Below are 14,921 nucleotides of genomic sequence, written 5' to 3'. Positions count from 1 at the left end.
AAGGTTGCAGACTGGCTGCCGATAAATCTTTATTCCCTCAGCCACACCAGGATGCCTTGGCATGTCAACGACACTCCCGTTGATCAACAGCATTACGATCCGAACTGCGACCTCGCAGACCACCTACAGTAACGCCGGGCAAAGCACTGCCGAGACGTCCGCGAGCGAGACAAAGGGCGTACAGGTCAATTTGTCGGCAGAAGGCAAGGCAGTTGCGTCATCGTCTTCGAGAAACGCTGATATCGAGCAGAGCGGCCTGCCGGCTTCCGTGCAGAAGATCCTCAAGGCGATTCGCGAGCTTCAACGCAGGATCGAGGAAACCATGGAGCAGATCCAGAAGACGCTGAATGACCCCAGTCTGAGCCCCGAAGAGCGACGGACCAAGGCCGCGGCGCTACAGACCGTGCTCATCACGTTGCAGGCGCAGGTGAGCAATTCCACGGCCGATCTGTCGTCGCTCATGAACAGCCTGGGCTCCAGTGACGCCGACAAGACCGCGGCGGGAATGCTGGTTCTGGCCAAAATGTAGGGCCTGGACGCGGGTCATATCACACGGGAGAACTGCTGCCTGCTCTGCCGGGGCAGGTATGCATCGAAGACCATGCACACGGCACGCACCAGCAACCGGCCTGCGTGCGTGATTTTTAGACCGGTATTGCTCAACGTAATCAGCCCGTCCTCCGTCATGCCGAGCAATTGCGGCCATGCGTCACTGAAATAGTCCCTGAAATCAATGGAAAATGCCTTTTCGATCCAGGCGAAATCCAGCGTGAAGTGGCAGATCAACTGCTGGATGACAGCGCGTCTGATCCGGTCGTCGTCGCTGCACATCAGCCCACGTCTGGTCGCCGGCTGGTCACTGTCCAGCAAACGCTGATAGTCGTTCAGGTCGCTGCTGTTCTGACTGTACAGCTCGCCGACCTGGCTGATGGCCGAAACCCCCAGCCCGATCAGGTCACAGTGACCGTGCGTGGTGTAGCCCTGAAAGTTACGCTGCAGGGTCAGGTCTTCCTGAGCGATGGCCAGCTCGTCGTCGGGCAGGGCAAAGTGGTCCATGCCTATGTAGCGATAACCGGCGTTGCCCAGTTGCTCGATGGTCCGCTCCAGCATGAGCAGTTTGTCCTGCGCATCCGGCAGGTCCGCCGTATCGATGCGCCGTTGCGGCATGAAGCGCTCTGGCAGATGGGCATAGTTGAACACCGACAGTCGATCGGGCTGCAATTCGATGACTGCTTCCACGGTGCGACTGAAGGCGTGCGGGGTTTGTCTGGGCAGGCCGTAGATCAGGTCGATATTCACGGAGCGAAATTGCAGTGTTCGGGCGGCCTCGACGATTGCGCGTGTTTCCTCCAGGCTCTGCATGCGGTTGATCGCCCGTTGCACAACCGGGTCCAGGTCCTGCACGCCAAGGCTGACGCGGTTGAACCCCAGTTCTCGCAGCAGGCCCATGGTCGTCCAGTCTGCCTCGCGAGGATCGATCTCGATGCCGTAGTCGCCGGAATCATCCTCCAGCAGGTTGAACCTGGCGCGTAGCTGAGCCATCAGCCGGCGCAGTTCGTCATGGTTGAGGAAGGTCGGCGTGCCACCCCCCAGATGCAGTTGCTCTACCACCTGAGCGGGTGCCAGGTGGCAGGCGAGCATTTGTATTTCGTGCTCGAGTCGCTGCAGGTAGGCCTGTGCACGTCCGCGGTCTTTGGTGATGACCTTGTTGCAGGCGCAGTAGTAACAAATGTTTGCGCAAAAGGGCAGATGCACATAGAGCGACAGTGGGCGCAACGCTTTGCGGCTTTCGCGCAGCGCATGCAGCAGGTCGAATGCGCCCACTTGTGTATGAAGCTGCAACGCTGTCGGGTAGGACGTATAGCGCGGTCCCGGCACATCGTAGCGATGGATCAGATCTGAATCCCAGCGAATGGCGTCAAGCATGCGCACGTTTCCCGGTCAGGCTGGCGATGTCGCGAGCATACGCAGGCGCTCAGGGGCGGGCGTTGACGTGGGTCAAGGCGCGATGAGCTGTCTGCCTCAATGCCCCATCAACCAATGCTGATGGGCCCCCGGCAAGGTCCAGAGGCCGAACACGATCACCAACAACCCTCCCGCCACGCGCACACCCCGTTTGCGCAGCAGGGCAGTAGTGCGTTCGGCGGCAAGTCCGGTGGCCAGCAGAACGGGCCAGGTGCCTAACCCGAAAGCCAGCATCAGCAGGGCGCTGTCGAGGGGGCTGGCCTGACTGGCTGACCACAACAGGGCGCTGTAGACCAGCCCGCAGGGCAGCCAGCCCCACAGCGCGCCGAGCAACAAGGCGCGGGGCAGGCTGGACACCGGCAGCAAGCGACTGGCCAGCGGTTGCAGGTACCGCCACAAGCCTCGGCCCAACCGCTCGATGTGCGTCAGGCCGCTCCACCAACCGGCCAGATACAGCCCCATCATGATCAACAGCACGGCGGCCATGATCCGCAGGCCCGTTGCCAACGGGCTTTGCGCGACCGCCCAGCCGACCAGCCCGGAACACAGGCCGGCAACCGTGTAGCTGAGAATGCGTCCGAGGTTGTAGGCCAACAGCAGCCGAAATCGGCGGCTGCGCTGTTCTTGGGGAATAGCCAGCGTCAGCGCCCCCATCAGACCGCCACACATCCCCAGGCAATGGCCGCCGCCCAGCAGCCCGAGAATGAATGCCGAGATCAGCATCGAAGCGAGTTCAAACATCGTGCTTCCTGTCAGCGCCAGACTGTTGCTGCTCTGGCCGATCCTTCACTGGCGGCGGCTCATCGAACAATATGCTGTGTGCCGGGCCTTCCATATCGTCGTACTGGCCGCTGTCCACCGCCCAGAAAAACACGTAGATCGCGACACCTACCAGCAGCAAGGCAGCAGGGATCATGATGTAAAGCGCGGGCATGAAACCTCCGAAGCAGGTGGGCGCGCCATACGGGTCAGGCGCAAAGCGTTGAGCACCACGGTCAATGAACTGATCGACATCCCGATGGCTGCCCATACCGGGGTGATCCAGCCCAGCGCCGCGAATGGCAGCATGAGGCCATTGTACAGGCCGGCCCAGAGCAGGTTCTCGATAATCACCCTGCGCGTGCGCCGGGCCAGATTCAGTGCGTCGATCAGCACCGGCAGGCGATTGCACAGCAGCACGGCGTCAGCGCTGGTTTTTGTCAGGTCGGTGGCCGAGCCCATTGCCACGCTGATGTCCGCGGCCGCCATGGCCGGTACGTCGTTTACTCCGTCACCGATCATCAGCACCTTGTGCCCCTGAGCCTGGAGTTGCCGCAGCGCGTTCAGTTTATCGTCCGGGCGCATGCCGCCACGCGCGTCGTCGATACCGAGCGCCCGCGCGACAGTGCCAACCATGGGCGAGCTGTCGCCGGACAGCAGCAGCGTTTTCCAGCCGCGTACCTTGCATGCGTGTAACAAGGCGCCGGCATCTTCGCGCAGTTGATCGTCCAGCACCAGCCAGGCCAGCGGTCCTTGCGCGTCGCCCAGTAGCAGCCACTGTCCGGATTCATCCGCGACCACGGGTGGTTCAACGCCGCTCTGCGCGCAGACAAAAGCTGCCTGACCGATGCGCAGCCGTTGCCCGTCAACGCTACCTTCCAGGCCCAGTCCTGGTGTACTGCGCACCTGTTCGGCAGCCGTTGAAGCCGGACCGAAGGCGCGGGCAATGGGATGCTCTGAACGGTTTTCCAGCGCAGCCGCCAGTTCCAGGCAGCGCTCGGCGTCCAGCTCGCGCAGCGGGAGAATGCTGCGCAGCACCAGACGTCCCTCGGTCAGGGTGCCGGTCTTGTCGAAAATGACTGTATCGATCTGGTGCAAACCCTCCAGTACGTGGCCACGGGTCAGCAGCAGCCCGAGCTTGTGCAGCGTACCGGTGGCTGCTGTCAATGCGGTCGGCGTTGCCAGCGACAGTGCGCAGGGACAGGTGGCGACAAGCATCGCCAGTACGATCCAGAATGCGCGCGATGCGTCTATCTGCCACCAGATCACGCCGATCAGCGCAGCGGCCATCAACGAAAACAGCAGGAAGGTCTGTGCCGCCCGGTCGGCTATCTGCGCGAGACGGGGTTTCTCCGCCTGGGCGCGCTCAAGCAGGCGGACAATGGCCGAAAGGCGGGTTTCGTGACCCAGCGCCGACACTGCGATGGTCAGCGGGCTTTCGACATTGAGCGTTCCTGCGGTCACCGGGTCGCCTACGTTACGCGTCTGTGGCAGGTACTCGCCCGTCAGCAGCGACTCATCGACACTGGACCGACCTTCAAGGACCTTGCCATCCGCCGGTATCACCGTACCCGGAAGCACCAGTACGCGGTCGGCCAGACGTAGTTCGCTGAGCAGGATGCGCTGGCTGTGGCCATTAGCACCGAGGCGCAGGCATGAGGCAGGCAGCAGGTTGACCAGCTGCGCCGTGGCCGCTGCCGTGCGTTCGCGGGCGCGGCGTTCCAGGTAACGTCCGGCCAGCAGGAACAGCGCAAACATGCCGACTGCATCGAAATACAGCTCCCCGGTGCCGGTTATAGCGGTCCAGATACCTGCCACGTAGGCTGCGCCGATCGCCAGCGACACCGAGACGTCCATTGTCAGGTGACCGCTGCGCAGGTCGCGCAAGGCACCGCGAAAGAAGGGTGCGCAGCTGTAGAACACGATAGGGGTTGTCAGAAACATCGCTACCCACCGCAGGATCGTATGCATCTGCGGGCTGAGGTCGATATTGAACTCCGGCCAGGTCGCCATGGTTGCCATCATCGCCTGAAACCACAGCAGGCCGGCGACACCCAGTTGCCGCAACGCCAGACGATTTTCACTCGCCAGGCGCTCGGCCGCGTGGTCGGCCTGCCATGGATGAGCGACGTAGCCAATTGCATGCAGCTCGCTCAGTAACTGACTGAGGGCAAGTTGCTCGACTCGCCAGCGCACGTGCAGGCGACGGGTGGAGAGGTTCATACGGGCTTGCGCCACTGCGGGCAACCGGCTCAGGCGTTGCTCGATCAGCCAGCCGCAGGCTGCACAACTGAGCCCCTCGACAAGCAAGGTCGCCTCTGACAACTCGCCGTCGTGGCGCACGAACGGTGCCTGCACATCAGGGCGGTCGTAGAGTGTCAGCTCATCGATCAATTGCGTGGGCAGGCTTTGCGGGTTGGCCGAGGTCTCGCTGCGATGCCGGTAATAGCTCTCCAGACCACTGGCGACGATTGCCTCGGCCACGGCCTGACAGCCAGGGCAGCACAGCTCACGGGGATGACCGAGCACCACCGCTGTAAATCGGCCACCCGCAGGCACAGGCAGGCCGCAGTGGTAGCACGGTCTGGGAGTAATCGGGGGCAACCTCGCCATGTTCAGTCTTTCCGGCGCTGCGCGGCTTGCAAAGGTTCATCGCCCAGGGTCAGCTCATCGGCGCCGATCTGCTCTTCCTCGAACAGGCGCCACGTCTGGTCGCCCTCGATACCCAGCAGTTCCACAAAACGCCGCCCCTCCACCCGGTCCGGTAATTGCCCGATGTAACGACCCGGTTCCGATGGGCTGCGGGTCAGAAACACGCGGCGGTCACTGTCGGGGCGCGTCGGGGAAATGAGGTTCAATTCCAGACGTTCCGGGTTGCTGTTGCCGCTCAGGTGCAGCTCGACTTCGCCGGTCAATTCGTCCACATTCAGGCGGGCATGCAGGTTGAGAGACTGGGCAAGCACCTCCCTGTTCAATGAGCGGTTGATGCCTTTGCCGGCCTCGTAATAATTGTCGGTGACCAACGGGTCCGGATGGCTGACGGCGATGAACACCATCGAAAGGCTCAGTGTCACCGAACAGGTCAGGATGGCGATGATGATCCATGGCCAGAGGTGTCTGTACCAAGGGCTTGCAGCAGTCGCAACGGGCATGGCGGCGCTCTTAACGAATGGGTGGGCCGATGAAGCGGCTTTTGGTGTCGACGCGCGTGTCGCTGTCGGTGTCCTTGAGGGTAAAGATTACCTCGTTGCTCTGCGCTGGCAGTTTTTCCGGCGCGCTGGACAACCCTGCCGGCAGGCTGACGATCTCGCCTGCCGGGACCCTGATTTCCCGCTGGCCTTGCAATTCAAGATCGGGCAGACCGCTGGCATCCAGCGTATAGATGTGATCCACCTGGTCCTTGTTCATCACTTTCAGGCTGTAGACGTTTTCGATCCGGCCTTCGGCGTTTTCCCGGAACAGTATGCGGTCTTTGCTGACCTCCAGACCTACCAGCGTGCGCATGCAGAAGGCCGCGCTCAACAGCGCAATCATCAGCAGCAGGACCAGCGCATAACCGATCAGACGCGGACGCAGTCTGCGGGTGCGTTGCCCGGACAGGTTGTGCTCGGTGGTGTAGCGAATCAGGCCGCGAGGGTAATCCATCCTGTCCATGACCGTATTGCAGGCGTCGACGCAGGCGGCGCAGCCAATGCATTCGACCTGCAGCCCGTCACGAATATCGATGCCGGTCGGGCAGACCTGTACGCACAGTGTGCAGTCGATGCAGTCACCCAGCCCCTGAGCCTGATGATCGGCTTCCTTTTTACGCGGCCCGCGGGTTTCGCCACGATTCGGGTCATAGGAGATGATCAGCGTATCCTTGTCGAACATTACGCTCTGGAACCGCGCGTAGGGGCACATATAGATACACACCTGTTCGCGCAGCCAGCCTGCATTGAGGTAAGTGGCCAGGGTGAAAAAGCCGACCCAGAAATATGCCCAGCCGTCCGCCTCGCCTGTGAACAGGTCAACGCACAGGTCGCGAATGGGAGAGAAGTAACCTACGAAGGTCATGCCTGTGGCAAACCCGATCAGCAGCCACAGGCTGTGCTTGGCGAGCTTGCGCGCCAGTTTGCCAGCGCTTGTCGGTGCATGGTCTAGCCTGATGCGCTGGTGGCGGTCGCCCTCGGTGACTTTCTCGCACCACATGAATATCCAGGTCCAGACACTCTGCGGGCAGGTATAGCCACACCAGACCCGTCCGGCATAGACCGTAATGAAGAACAGCCCGAACGCTGCGACGATCAGAATGCCGGACAAGAGGATGAAATCCTGCGGCCAGAATGTCGCACCGAAGATGTAGAACTTGCGCTCCGGCAGGTTCCACCAGACGGCCTGATGCCCGCCTCGATTCAGCCAGACCGTGCCAAAAAAGATGAGCAGCAGTAACGCGCCGCCCACCCTGCGCACATTTCGAAACAGGCCTTTGAACGCGCGGGTGTAAATTTTCTCGCGCGAGGCGTAGAGATCGATGAACTCGCCGCTCTTTTCGGATGCCGTGGTGATGTCGTGTACCGGGATCTGGTTGGTCATCGATGAGTCCAGCGGCGGTGGACTGGTCCCGGCCGACACAGGTCAGGCAGAATCACGATCGCGTTCAACGTGATGCACGTGAATAAAGGGCCGATTCTTCATTCGACTGGCTGACCCAGGGATTGAGCAGCGCGACCCCGCATGACTGAAAGTCGATTGTGTTGCGTGTGACCACGGTCATGCCATGCACCAGTGCAGTAGCGGCGATCAACGCATCGGATTCGCTGCGTGGTTCAGGAAGGTGCAGTTGAGCGCAGCGCCTTACGACCTGAGTGTCGACTGTCAGAATACGCCCGGCGAACGCTTTCAATACATGCTGGTCTAGCCACATTCGCAATACTGCGCCTTGGGTCGGGTCACGGCGTTCGATACGCAGGATACCTGTTTCGAGTTCAAGAATCGTGATGGACGAGATGAACAGGCTGGATGCCATTTTCGTTCGCGACCAGCGAAGCACATTGACGTCTGCAGTGCGCTTTCTGAGTTCTGAAACCACGTTGGTGTCGAGCAGGAACATCAGGACAGATCGACCTGTCGCGGAGTAATCACTGCGCGCTGAGGCTCGAACTCGATATCGATGTCAGTGGGCATTATCAGCATGTCGGCAATGCTTGCTGCGCTGCCGGTCAGCTTCAGGTAATCCTCGATGCAAAGCAGTACATGGGCCGGGCGGCCTCGGTCGGTAATGAACACCGGGCCTTCATTGGCCGCCTTCTTGGCTCCGCTGGTGTCCTGATTGAATTCACGACTGGAGAGGGTAGTGGTCATGTGCGCGACTTCCAGAATGAGTAGACAGATTGTCTTGGTGACGAAGAGTCTAGTCATGTAGATATGTAACTACAAAGAATTTATTCTTTCAGAATGCAACTTCCATCGGCCAACCGGGGCACTTTCATCGGGATTCAGGTGGCCTCTCCTGCCGGGAAAGGCTGTAGACGTAGGCCGCGAGAATATGAACCCGATCGTTGCCTTGCAGTGCTTGCTGAGCAGGCATCTGGCCCTGACGGCCCTCGCGAATGGTCTGTTGCAGTTGGGCGAAGCTGGAGCCGTAGATAAACGCATTCGGGTGGGTCAGGTCCGGCGCGCCGAGGAGTGGCATACCTTTTCCCTCTGGCCCATGACAGGCGACGCACAGACTGGCGAAGGTCTTCTGTCCTGCTGTTGGGTCAGCCTTGGCATCCTGCGGTAGCTGGCGCGCGTCCAGCTGTGTCAGTACATAAGCCGCCACATCGCGAACACCCTGTTCGCCAAGCACGCCGCCCAGCGCCGGCATCACGCCCATGCGCCCGGCCATGATCGACGTCTTGATTGCCTGAGCATCGCCGCCCCAGCGCCAATCCGCGTCGGTCAGGTTGGGAAAACCGTAGGCACCTTTGGCGTCGGAGCCGTGGCAGACTGAGCAGTTGGACGCGAACAGGCGCGCGCCGATTTTCAGTGCCTGCGGGTCTTTGGCCACTTCCTCGACGGGCATGGCGGCGTACCGGGCAAACAGCGGTCCGTAACGGGCTTCGGCGTTTGCGACTTCCCGCTCCCACTCGTGAATACTGCTCCAGCCCTGCTGGCCATCCGAGAATTGCGTCTGGCTGCCCTTGTCCCGGTATTCATAACCCGGCAGCAAGCCCTGCCAGTTGCCCAGGCCCGGATACAGCAGCAGGTAAGCCAGCGCGAAAATAATGGTGGCGATGAACAGCAGGAACCACCACCTGGGCAGCGGATTGTCGTACTCCTCGATGCCGTCGAACGAGTGGTCGACTTTTTCGTCGGTCGGCTCCTCGCGCTGGCCCTTACGGGTGGACAGCAGCAGCCAGAGCATGGCGATGATTGTGCCCAGCGTCAGGAGGGTGACGTACAGGCTCCAGAACGTACTCATGATCGATTTTCTCGCTCGGCCTTGGCCTGCTCGACCGTGCCGATGGCCTCAGGGTCATCTGCGAATGGCAGCAAGGTCGCGTCGTCAAAGTGGGCCTTGCGTGCAGGGCTGAACACCCACAGCATCAGGCCGATGAAAGCGACCATGACGACCAGTGTGCCGAGACCCCGAATCATTCCGATGTCCATGCTGATCACCGCTTGCTCTTGATAAGGGTGCCGAGGCCTTGGAGGTAGGCCACCAGCGCGTCCATTTCGGTTTTGCCCTGCACGGCCGCCGCCGCGCCGGCAATATCAGCGTCACTGTACGGCGTGCCAAGGGTGCGCAGCACTTGCAGCTTTTTCGCTGTCTGCGTGCTGTCGATGTGTTTGCCGGCCAGAAACGGATAGGCCGGCATGATCGAGGCAGGGACCAGGTCGCGCGGGTTGTTCAGGTGCACACGGTGCCACTCATCCGAGTAGCGACCGCCGATCCGCGCAAGGTCCGGCCCGGTGCGTTTCGAGCCCCACAGAAAAGGGTGATCCCAGACACTTTCGCCTGCGACCGAGTAATGCCCGTAGCGCTCGGTTTCGGCGCGTAACGGGCGGATCATCTGCGAGTGGCAACCCACGCAACCGTTGGCAATGAACACATCGCGGCCTTCGACTTCCAGCGCGCTGCGCGGCTTCATGCCCTCGATTGGTTGATTGGTCACATCCTGAAAGAACAGCGGGACGATCTGAGTCAGCCCGCCGATGCTCACGGCAATCACCATGAAAAAGGCCAGCAGACCGATATTCTTTTCCAGCACATCGTGTTTCATCAATGCGCTCCCGCGACGGCGATGCGCGCAGCGGCTTGCGCTGCTTGCGGGTCCGAGGCGCGCACGGTGCGCCACACGTTGTAGGCCATCAGCAGCATGCCGCTGGTGAAGATGACACCGCCGATCACCCGCACGATGTAGCCCATATGGCTGGCCTGCATGGTCTCGATGAAAGAGTAAGTGAGCGTGCCGTCGTCATTTACCGCGCGCCACATCAGGCCTTGAGTGATGCCGTTGACCCACATCGAGGTGATGTACAGCACGGTGCCGACGGTCGCGAGCCAGAAGTGCGCGTTGATCAGGCCGACGCTATGCATATGTGGGCGGGCGTAGAGCCTGGGGATCATGTGATAGACCGAGCCGATGGTGATCATCGCCACCCAGCCCAAGGCGCCTGCATGTACGTGGCCAATGGTCCAGTCCGTGTAATGCGAAAGCGAATTGACGGTCTTGATCGCCATCATCGGGCCTTCGAATGTCGACATGCCATAGAACGCCAGTGCCACCACAAGAAAGCGCAGAATCGAATCGGTTCGCAATTTATGCCACGCGCCCGACAGCGTCATCATGCCGTTAATCATGCCGCCCCAGCTGGGCACCAGCAGAATGATCGACATCACCATGCCCAGCGACTGCGCCCAGTCCGGCAGGGCTGTGTAATGCAGATGGTGCGGGCCGGCCCAGATGTACAGGGTGATCAACGCCCAGAAATGCACGATGGACAGGCGATAGGAATACACCGGGCGTTCAGCCTGCTTGGGCACGAAGTAATACATCATTCCGAGAAAACCGGTGGTCAGGAAAAACCCTACCGCGTTGTGCCCGTACCACCACTGGATCATGGCGTCGGTTGCACCGGCGTAGGCTGAATAGGATTTGAACAGGCTGACCGGCAACGAGATATGGTTGACGATGTGAAGCATCCCGGTCACGACGATGAACGCACCGTAAAACCAGTTGGCCACGTAGATATGCCGGGTACGGCGTTTGACAATGGTGCCGAAAAATACCGCTGCGTAGGCGGCCCAGACGATTGCCAGCAGAATCGCCACCGGCCATTCAAGTTCGGCATATTCCTTGGTGGTGGTGTAGCCCATCGGCAACGTCACGATGGCGCCGACAATCACGGCTTGCCAGCCCCAGAACGTAAAGGCTGCCAGACCATCCGAAATGAGCCGTGTCTGGCATGTGCGCTGCACCACGTAATAAGAGGTGGCGAACAGCGCGCAGCCGCCGAAGGCGAAAATCACCAGATTGGTATGCAGTGGTCGCAGACGTCCGAAGGTGGTCCATTCAAGCTCCAGGTTCAGCCCCGGCCAGACCAGTTGTGAAGCGATGAAAACTCCCAGGCTCATGCCGATCACACCCCAGACCACGGTCATGATGGCAAACTGGCGCACCACTGTGTAGTTGTAGGCCGTCGGGCTGGTTGTTGTGCTCATTACAGACTTCCACGATTCAGAGGGTTACCGCAGACGTAATCGGGCTCAGGCGATGCATCGCTGAAAATGGCATCGAAGCACACCGAAAAGACAGGGGCAGGAACAGACAGGCATGTAGACGAGCGTCAAAAGCTTGCAACAGACGCCTGTCGGCGAGTTTAGCTTTGAAAGAAGAGTGTGGGAAGCCGTAGCAACGAGCTGCTGATCAGCAGGTATTCCGCACCCCGTTGCAGGGTGCGGAGTTCACCCATCGCCGCTGGACTGGAACACAGCGGTGGCGACCTTCGCGTACGGACGAGTTGATCAGGACTCGCGCAAAGACTGTCACGTATGTCGTCGGCAGTAACACTTGTCATTGCCCAGCAAATTGGCCTGAGCAGGCATATGACTCTGGCGACCGCCCCAGCGGTTTGTTGCCATTGTGCGAGGCCAGTGCCGTCAATGAAACTGCCCGGCGGTGTCAGGTTTGGGGCGCTCATCGCCTCGGTACGTTTACCTTGCGCACTTTGACAGATTACCTGGACACACCTGAATGGTTGCTGTCCGTTGAAGAGAGCCCGCCGATGTCGGCATCCGTTCTGCGTGTACGATTCGGGCACGATTGGCGGTTATAGTGGCGGGCCGAGACTCACCTGAACGAGGCAGACATGAACAAAGGCCTACAGCCCGGTATCGGCAACGACCAATGGCTGCAACTGATCGGTGAAAGAGGCTGGTTATGGACGCCCGCCCGGCCCGCAAGCGGGCTGGATGTGCCCACACTGTTGCTGGCGCACGGTGCGGGCGCACCGATGGACAGCGATTTCATGAGCCGCATGGTCACTGATCTGGCGGCGCAGGGCATCAGCGTTCTGCGTTTCGAGTTTCCTTATATGGCTCAGCGGCGCCAAGGCGGCAGCAAGCGCCCACCCAATCCACAGGCTCAATTACTGGAATGCTGGAGAGACGTCTTCGCCTGTGTGCGTCATCACCTTGCCGGGCCTCTGGCGGTCGGCGGCAAATCAATGGGTGGGCGGATGGCCAGCCTGATCGCTGATGAACTCGAGGTGAGTGCGCTGGTATGTCTGGGGTATCCGTTTTACGCCGTGGGCAAACCTGAAAAGCCGCGGGTGGCTCATCTGGCGGATCTGAAGACCGCCACCCTGATCGTTCAGGGCGAACGCGATGCGCTGGGTGACCGCGAGGCGGTGGAGGGGTATACGTTGTCCACTGCCATCCGCCTGCACTGGGTGCCGACTGCCAACCACGACCTCAAACCACTGAAGATCGCGGGCGTCAGCCATGAGCAATGTCTGGCTGACTCCGCGAGGGAGATTGCCGGGTTCCTGCGCGTATGAGTCACCGGCAGTAAACGTCGAAAGCACCGTCAGTCACCTCAAGGTTTATCGATGACATGCTGAAGCCGAACACGCCTCTGATCCGCAGGGTGCAGGGATTGGCTTCGAGCAGGGTCAGCGTACCGCCTTGAAAATGCGCCGAGTGATAGAGGGTGTTTTTCCTGTGCAGCGTTTCGTTGTAGATCACGTTGATCTGCGGATGGTCGATCAGATCGTGCTCGCCGGATTCAAGGTCGCCGTCCAGAAACAATCCGATAGTGGTTCGGTTGTTGCCCACCTTGCCGTCGACAATAACCTTCCATACCCATCGGGCAGTTGCGTTTCCGGGTTCCGGTTGTAGCGTCAGTCTGCCGGTCAGCGACAAGGTTTTGAAAGACTGCCTGTTGATGCTGGCTGCAAACCTGCTTGCGCATGCTGCCGGGCGAGCGGAGCGTCTGGCTGATGAGGTCGTATGGTGCATGGTCTGACTCAGGAAAGCGCTTGATGAAGCAACAGGGCGTTACTTCTTTGAGCAACGCCCTGCCGGATAATCACTGAATGTTCAGCAGTCGATCATTTGATACCGACGCCCAGGCTTGAGTTGTGACTCTTCAATTTGAAATTTCCGCCTGAAACCATATTTTTCACGTAGTACCAGTTCCATCCGCCAATGCCGGCGCTTGAGACAGTGGACGACCAGTAGTTGCCATTGCCCATCGGCCAGCGGTTGCCGTACAGGGCGTAGATCTCCACCAGTTCGTGGATGGTCGGAATCCTCGTGCCATTGTTGCCCGCTGCCTTGCTGACCTGAGAAAAGCTGCCGCTGCCCAGTCCGATGCAGTGGATGACGCCGGTAACGGTGACCGTATAACGTTTGCTCGCGCCCAGTGAATCGGTAGCGGTAATGATGGCCGTGCCTTTGCCTCGAACCGAAGTCAGGCCATGACCGTCTACCTTGGCTACCGCCGGGTTGCTCGAGGTGTACTGATAAGGCGCATGCCCGCCACTGGCCCGGCGTTGAACGGTCGTGTCGGCCGGGAAATTCGGCAGCAGATCCGGCGAGCCCGGAAGTAGATAAATCTTGCCCGCCAGCGTCACCGGCGAAGTATCCAGCACCAGCTCGGGCCGCCAGTCAAGAATCTTCAAGGCCAATATGCCGGATGCCTGGACCAGACCGTTGACGCGATCGACGACATAAGAGATGTCGACCTTGTGCCCGGCGTTCGCCGTGACCAGAGCGGCGGCAAACAGTATCTCCAGCGTCTTGCCGGATTGCGCGGCTGTCACGGTTCTTTTCTGGGTGTCACTGCCTTTGGGCCCTCGCCAGTGCACCGTCACCTGGTCGCCGGCTTTCAACTGGGCGGTGGCCTTGATTACCACGGTTGCACCCGATCGTGCGTTGTCCGGGTCCAGGGTCGTGGTGTGGCCAGCTTCTTTTACAGTGGGTAAGGGGAGGGGCACTGCACGCATGAGCTGAAGCTTCACTTCCACAGGCTCCGAGGCCATGGACACATTCCCCGCGAGGTCCGCAACGGTATAAGAAACCAGCACCTCAATGTCGCCGATCCGTTCCAGAAACGGTCTGTCGAAGTCGACCATGGTTCGTTTAAGGCCCATATCGTCTTTGCTGACCACCACCATCGGGCCTGGTATTTTGTTCCAGTAGGTACGGATGACGTCTCCCTCCTCCATTCCGTTGTAACCGGCAACCGTACCCGTCAGCACATCACCCATACTTTCCAGTTCTTCGGCTGTAAGACCGTTCAGGGTTTGCTTGGGAAAAATGAGGGGGGCGAGGACTGGCGCTCCAGGAGCGGTAATGTCCACGGATATGAGGGTACTCTCAGAAAACTCAGTCACCATGTTTCCAGGGTTTTCAATGGCGTAAGCGACTGAATGGCTACCTTCTCTTAATAGTTGTTGCGGGATTTCCAGGCGTAGGGGATCCCCTGGCATGTGGCTCACCAGTATGACTTTCTTTGGCCCGACAGGTGTTCCGTCAAAGTAAAGTTGATAGGTATAACCAGGGCGCGCGCCTGGCCATACGCTAAGCGTTACCTGGACAGGCTGATTCAAACAGGTCACGGGCAGCAGTCCATTAACCAGTGCTGCCGGTACACGAGGGGCGTCCAGTGGACGTGTGTTTATATGAGCGTTCGAGCGAGGCATTTTTGTGTTCTCTTTATAAGGGG

At 60.0% G+C, this 14,921-nt stretch carries 16 protein-coding genes; 2 read left to right on the top strand and 14 right to left on the bottom strand.

Annotation, left to right across the window (positions count from 1 at the left end; genetic code table 11):
- The first annotated feature begins 61 nt into the window (after nt 1–61).
- On the top strand, nt 62–529 hold the full coding sequence (locus tag MME58_RS17540) for a hypothetical protein (RefSeq protein WP_054985610.1): 468 nt from the start codon (nt 62–64) through the stop codon (nt 527–529).
- Between the two features lie 14 nt (nt 530–543).
- Here MME58_RS17540 and hemN read toward each other — a convergent pair whose 3' ends face one another.
- The 12 genes from hemN to ccoN form a co-directional block, all read right to left on the bottom strand.
- Nucleotides 544–1,926, bottom strand: coding sequence for an oxygen-independent coproporphyrinogen III oxidase (gene hemN / locus MME58_RS17535; protein WP_054985611.1), 1,383 nt, complete (start codon nt 1,924–1,926; stop codon nt 544–546).
- A gap of 96 nt (nt 1,927–2,022) precedes the next feature.
- Entirely contained in the window at nt 2,023–2,706 is a 684-nt protein-coding gene (locus MME58_RS17530; protein ID WP_054985612.1) for a sulfite exporter TauE/SafE family protein, read from the bottom strand.
- Nucleotides 2,699–2,899, bottom strand: a complete 201-nt coding sequence (ccoS, locus tag MME58_RS17525) for a cbb3-type cytochrome oxidase assembly protein CcoS (protein WP_054985613.1) — start codon at nt 2,897–2,899, stop codon at nt 2,699–2,701. The genes MME58_RS17530 and ccoS overlap by 8 nt, the downstream gene beginning before the upstream one ends.
- Nucleotides 2,878–5,337 (bottom strand): heavy metal translocating P-type ATPase, encoded by a 2,460-nt coding sequence (locus MME58_RS17520; RefSeq protein WP_055006952.1) that lies wholly within the window; start codon nt 5,335–5,337, stop codon nt 2,878–2,880. Before MME58_RS17520 ends, ccoS begins: the two co-directional genes overlap by 22 nt.
- 2 nt (nt 5,338–5,339) lie before the next feature.
- Nucleotides 5,340–5,876 (bottom strand): FixH family protein, encoded by a 537-nt coding sequence (locus tag MME58_RS17515; protein ID WP_054985615.1) that lies wholly within the window; start codon nt 5,874–5,876, stop codon nt 5,340–5,342.
- Nucleotides 5,877–5,886: 10 nt separating this feature from the next.
- Nucleotides 5,887–7,299 carry a cytochrome c oxidase accessory protein CcoG gene (gene ccoG, locus MME58_RS17510; RefSeq protein ID WP_055006953.1) on the bottom strand — a complete coding sequence of 471 codons (1,413 nt, stop codon included), beginning with the start codon at nt 7,297–7,299 and terminating at the stop codon, nt 5,887–5,889.
- Between the two features lie 64 nt (nt 7,300–7,363).
- The gene (locus tag MME58_RS17505) at nt 7,364–7,816 is read right to left on the bottom strand and encodes a type II toxin-antitoxin system VapC family toxin (RefSeq protein ID WP_054985617.1); all 453 of its coding nucleotides are present in this window, start codon (nt 7,814–7,816) and stop codon (nt 7,364–7,366) included.
- Nucleotides 7,816–8,067 (bottom strand): type II toxin-antitoxin system prevent-host-death family antitoxin, encoded by a 252-nt coding sequence (locus MME58_RS17500; protein WP_002554250.1) that lies wholly within the window; start codon nt 8,065–8,067, stop codon nt 7,816–7,818. The genes MME58_RS17505 and MME58_RS17500 overlap by 1 nt, the downstream gene beginning before the upstream one ends.
- A gap of 124 nt (nt 8,068–8,191) precedes the next feature.
- On the bottom strand, nt 8,192–9,169 hold the full coding sequence (gene ccoP, locus MME58_RS17495; RefSeq protein ID WP_055006954.1) for a cytochrome-c oxidase, cbb3-type subunit III: 978 nt from the start codon (nt 9,167–9,169) through the stop codon (nt 8,192–8,194).
- Entirely contained in the window at nt 9,166–9,357 is a 192-nt protein-coding gene (locus MME58_RS17490) for a CcoQ/FixQ family Cbb3-type cytochrome c oxidase assembly chaperone (RefSeq protein ID WP_054985630.1), read from the bottom strand. Before MME58_RS17490 ends, ccoP begins: the two co-directional genes overlap by 4 nt.
- Nucleotides 9,358–9,362: 5 nt before the next feature.
- The gene (gene ccoO / locus MME58_RS17485; protein WP_024667473.1) at nt 9,363–9,971 is read right to left on the bottom strand and encodes a cytochrome-c oxidase, cbb3-type subunit II; all 609 of its coding nucleotides are present in this window, start codon (nt 9,969–9,971) and stop codon (nt 9,363–9,365) included.
- Complete coding sequence (gene ccoN / locus MME58_RS17480; protein ID WP_055006955.1) at nt 9,971–11,413, bottom strand: cytochrome-c oxidase, cbb3-type subunit I; 1,443 nt, start codon at nt 11,411–11,413, stop codon at nt 9,971–9,973. The genes ccoO and ccoN overlap by 1 nt, the downstream gene beginning before the upstream one ends.
- A gap of 647 nt (nt 11,414–12,060) precedes the next feature.
- Between ccoN and MME58_RS17470 the strand changes: the two genes are divergently transcribed.
- Entirely contained in the window at nt 12,061–12,750 is a 690-nt protein-coding gene (locus tag MME58_RS17470; RefSeq protein WP_055006956.1) for an alpha/beta family hydrolase, read from the top strand.
- A gap of 1 nt (nt 12,751) precedes the next feature.
- On the opposite strand, the gene MME58_RS17465 is transcribed toward MME58_RS17470, so the two are convergent.
- Together MME58_RS17465 and MME58_RS17460 are read right to left on the bottom strand one after the other, a co-directional pair.
- A complete protein-coding gene (locus MME58_RS17465; protein WP_055006957.1) occupies nt 12,752–13,210 on the bottom strand; it encodes a hypothetical protein in 459 nt (152 codons plus the stop codon).
- A 92-nt stretch (nt 13,211–13,302) separates the two neighbouring features.
- Nucleotides 13,303–14,898 carry a hypothetical protein gene (locus MME58_RS17460; protein ID WP_055006958.1) on the bottom strand — a complete coding sequence of 532 codons (1,596 nt, stop codon included), beginning with the start codon at nt 14,896–14,898 and terminating at the stop codon, nt 13,303–13,305.
- Between the last annotated feature and the right edge of the window lie 23 nt (nt 14,899–14,921).

The organism is Pseudomonas syringae pv. tagetis (assembly GCF_022557255.1).
Taxonomy (GTDB): Bacteria; Pseudomonadota; Gammaproteobacteria; order Pseudomonadales; family Pseudomonadaceae; genus Aquipseudomonas; species Aquipseudomonas caricapapayae.
Note: the sequence above shows the minus strand (reverse complement) of the source record. Positions and strands in the feature narration are given on the sequence as shown.

What these genes read in the sequence shown, in the direction of transcription:
- MME58_RS17540 (WP_054985610.1), top strand. Translation starts at nt 62, where the DNA reads ATGTCAACGACACTCCCGTTGATCAACAGCATTACGATCCGAACTGCG.
- hemN (WP_054985611.1), bottom strand. Translation starts at nt 1,926, where the DNA reads ATGCTTGACGCCATTCGCTGGGATTCAGATCTGATCCATCGCTACGAT.
- MME58_RS17530 (WP_054985612.1), bottom strand. Translation starts at nt 2,706, where the DNA reads ATGTTTGAACTCGCTTCGATGCTGATCTCGGCATTCATTCTCGGGCTG.
- ccoS (WP_054985613.1), bottom strand. Translation starts at nt 2,899, where the DNA reads ATGCCCGCGCTTTACATCATGATCCCTGCTGCCTTGCTGCTGGTAGGT.
- MME58_RS17520 (WP_055006952.1), bottom strand. Translation starts at nt 5,337, where the DNA reads ATGGCGAGGTTGCCCCCGATTACTCCCAGACCGTGCTACCACTGCGGC.
- MME58_RS17515 (WP_054985615.1), bottom strand. Translation starts at nt 5,876, where the DNA reads ATGCCCGTTGCGACTGCTGCAAGCCCTTGGTACAGACACCTCTGGCCA.
- ccoG (WP_055006953.1), bottom strand. Translation starts at nt 7,299, where the DNA reads ATGACCAACCAGATCCCGGTACACGACATCACCACGGCATCCGAAAAG.
- MME58_RS17505 (WP_054985617.1), bottom strand. Translation starts at nt 7,816, where the DNA reads ATGTTCCTGCTCGACACCAACGTGGTTTCAGAACTCAGAAAGCGCACT.
- MME58_RS17500 (WP_002554250.1), bottom strand. Translation starts at nt 8,067, where the DNA reads ATGACCACTACCCTCTCCAGTCGTGAATTCAATCAGGACACCAGCGGA.
- ccoP (WP_055006954.1), bottom strand. Translation starts at nt 9,169, where the DNA reads ATGAGTACGTTCTGGAGCCTGTACGTCACCCTCCTGACGCTGGGCACA.
- MME58_RS17490 (WP_054985630.1), bottom strand. Translation starts at nt 9,357, where the DNA reads ATGGACATCGGAATGATTCGGGGTCTCGGCACACTGGTCGTCATGGTC.
- ccoO (WP_024667473.1), bottom strand. Translation starts at nt 9,971, where the DNA reads ATGAAACACGATGTGCTGGAAAAGAATATCGGTCTGCTGGCCTTTTTC.
- ccoN (WP_055006955.1), bottom strand. Translation starts at nt 11,413, where the DNA reads ATGAGCACAACAACCAGCCCGACGGCCTACAACTACACAGTGGTGCGC.
- MME58_RS17470 (WP_055006956.1), top strand. Translation starts at nt 12,061, where the DNA reads ATGAACAAAGGCCTACAGCCCGGTATCGGCAACGACCAATGGCTGCAA.
- MME58_RS17465 (WP_055006957.1), bottom strand. Translation starts at nt 13,210, where the DNA reads ATGCACCATACGACCTCATCAGCCAGACGCTCCGCTCGCCCGGCAGCA.
- MME58_RS17460 (WP_055006958.1), bottom strand. Translation starts at nt 14,898, where the DNA reads ATGCCTCGCTCGAACGCTCATATAAACACACGTCCACTGGACGCCCCT.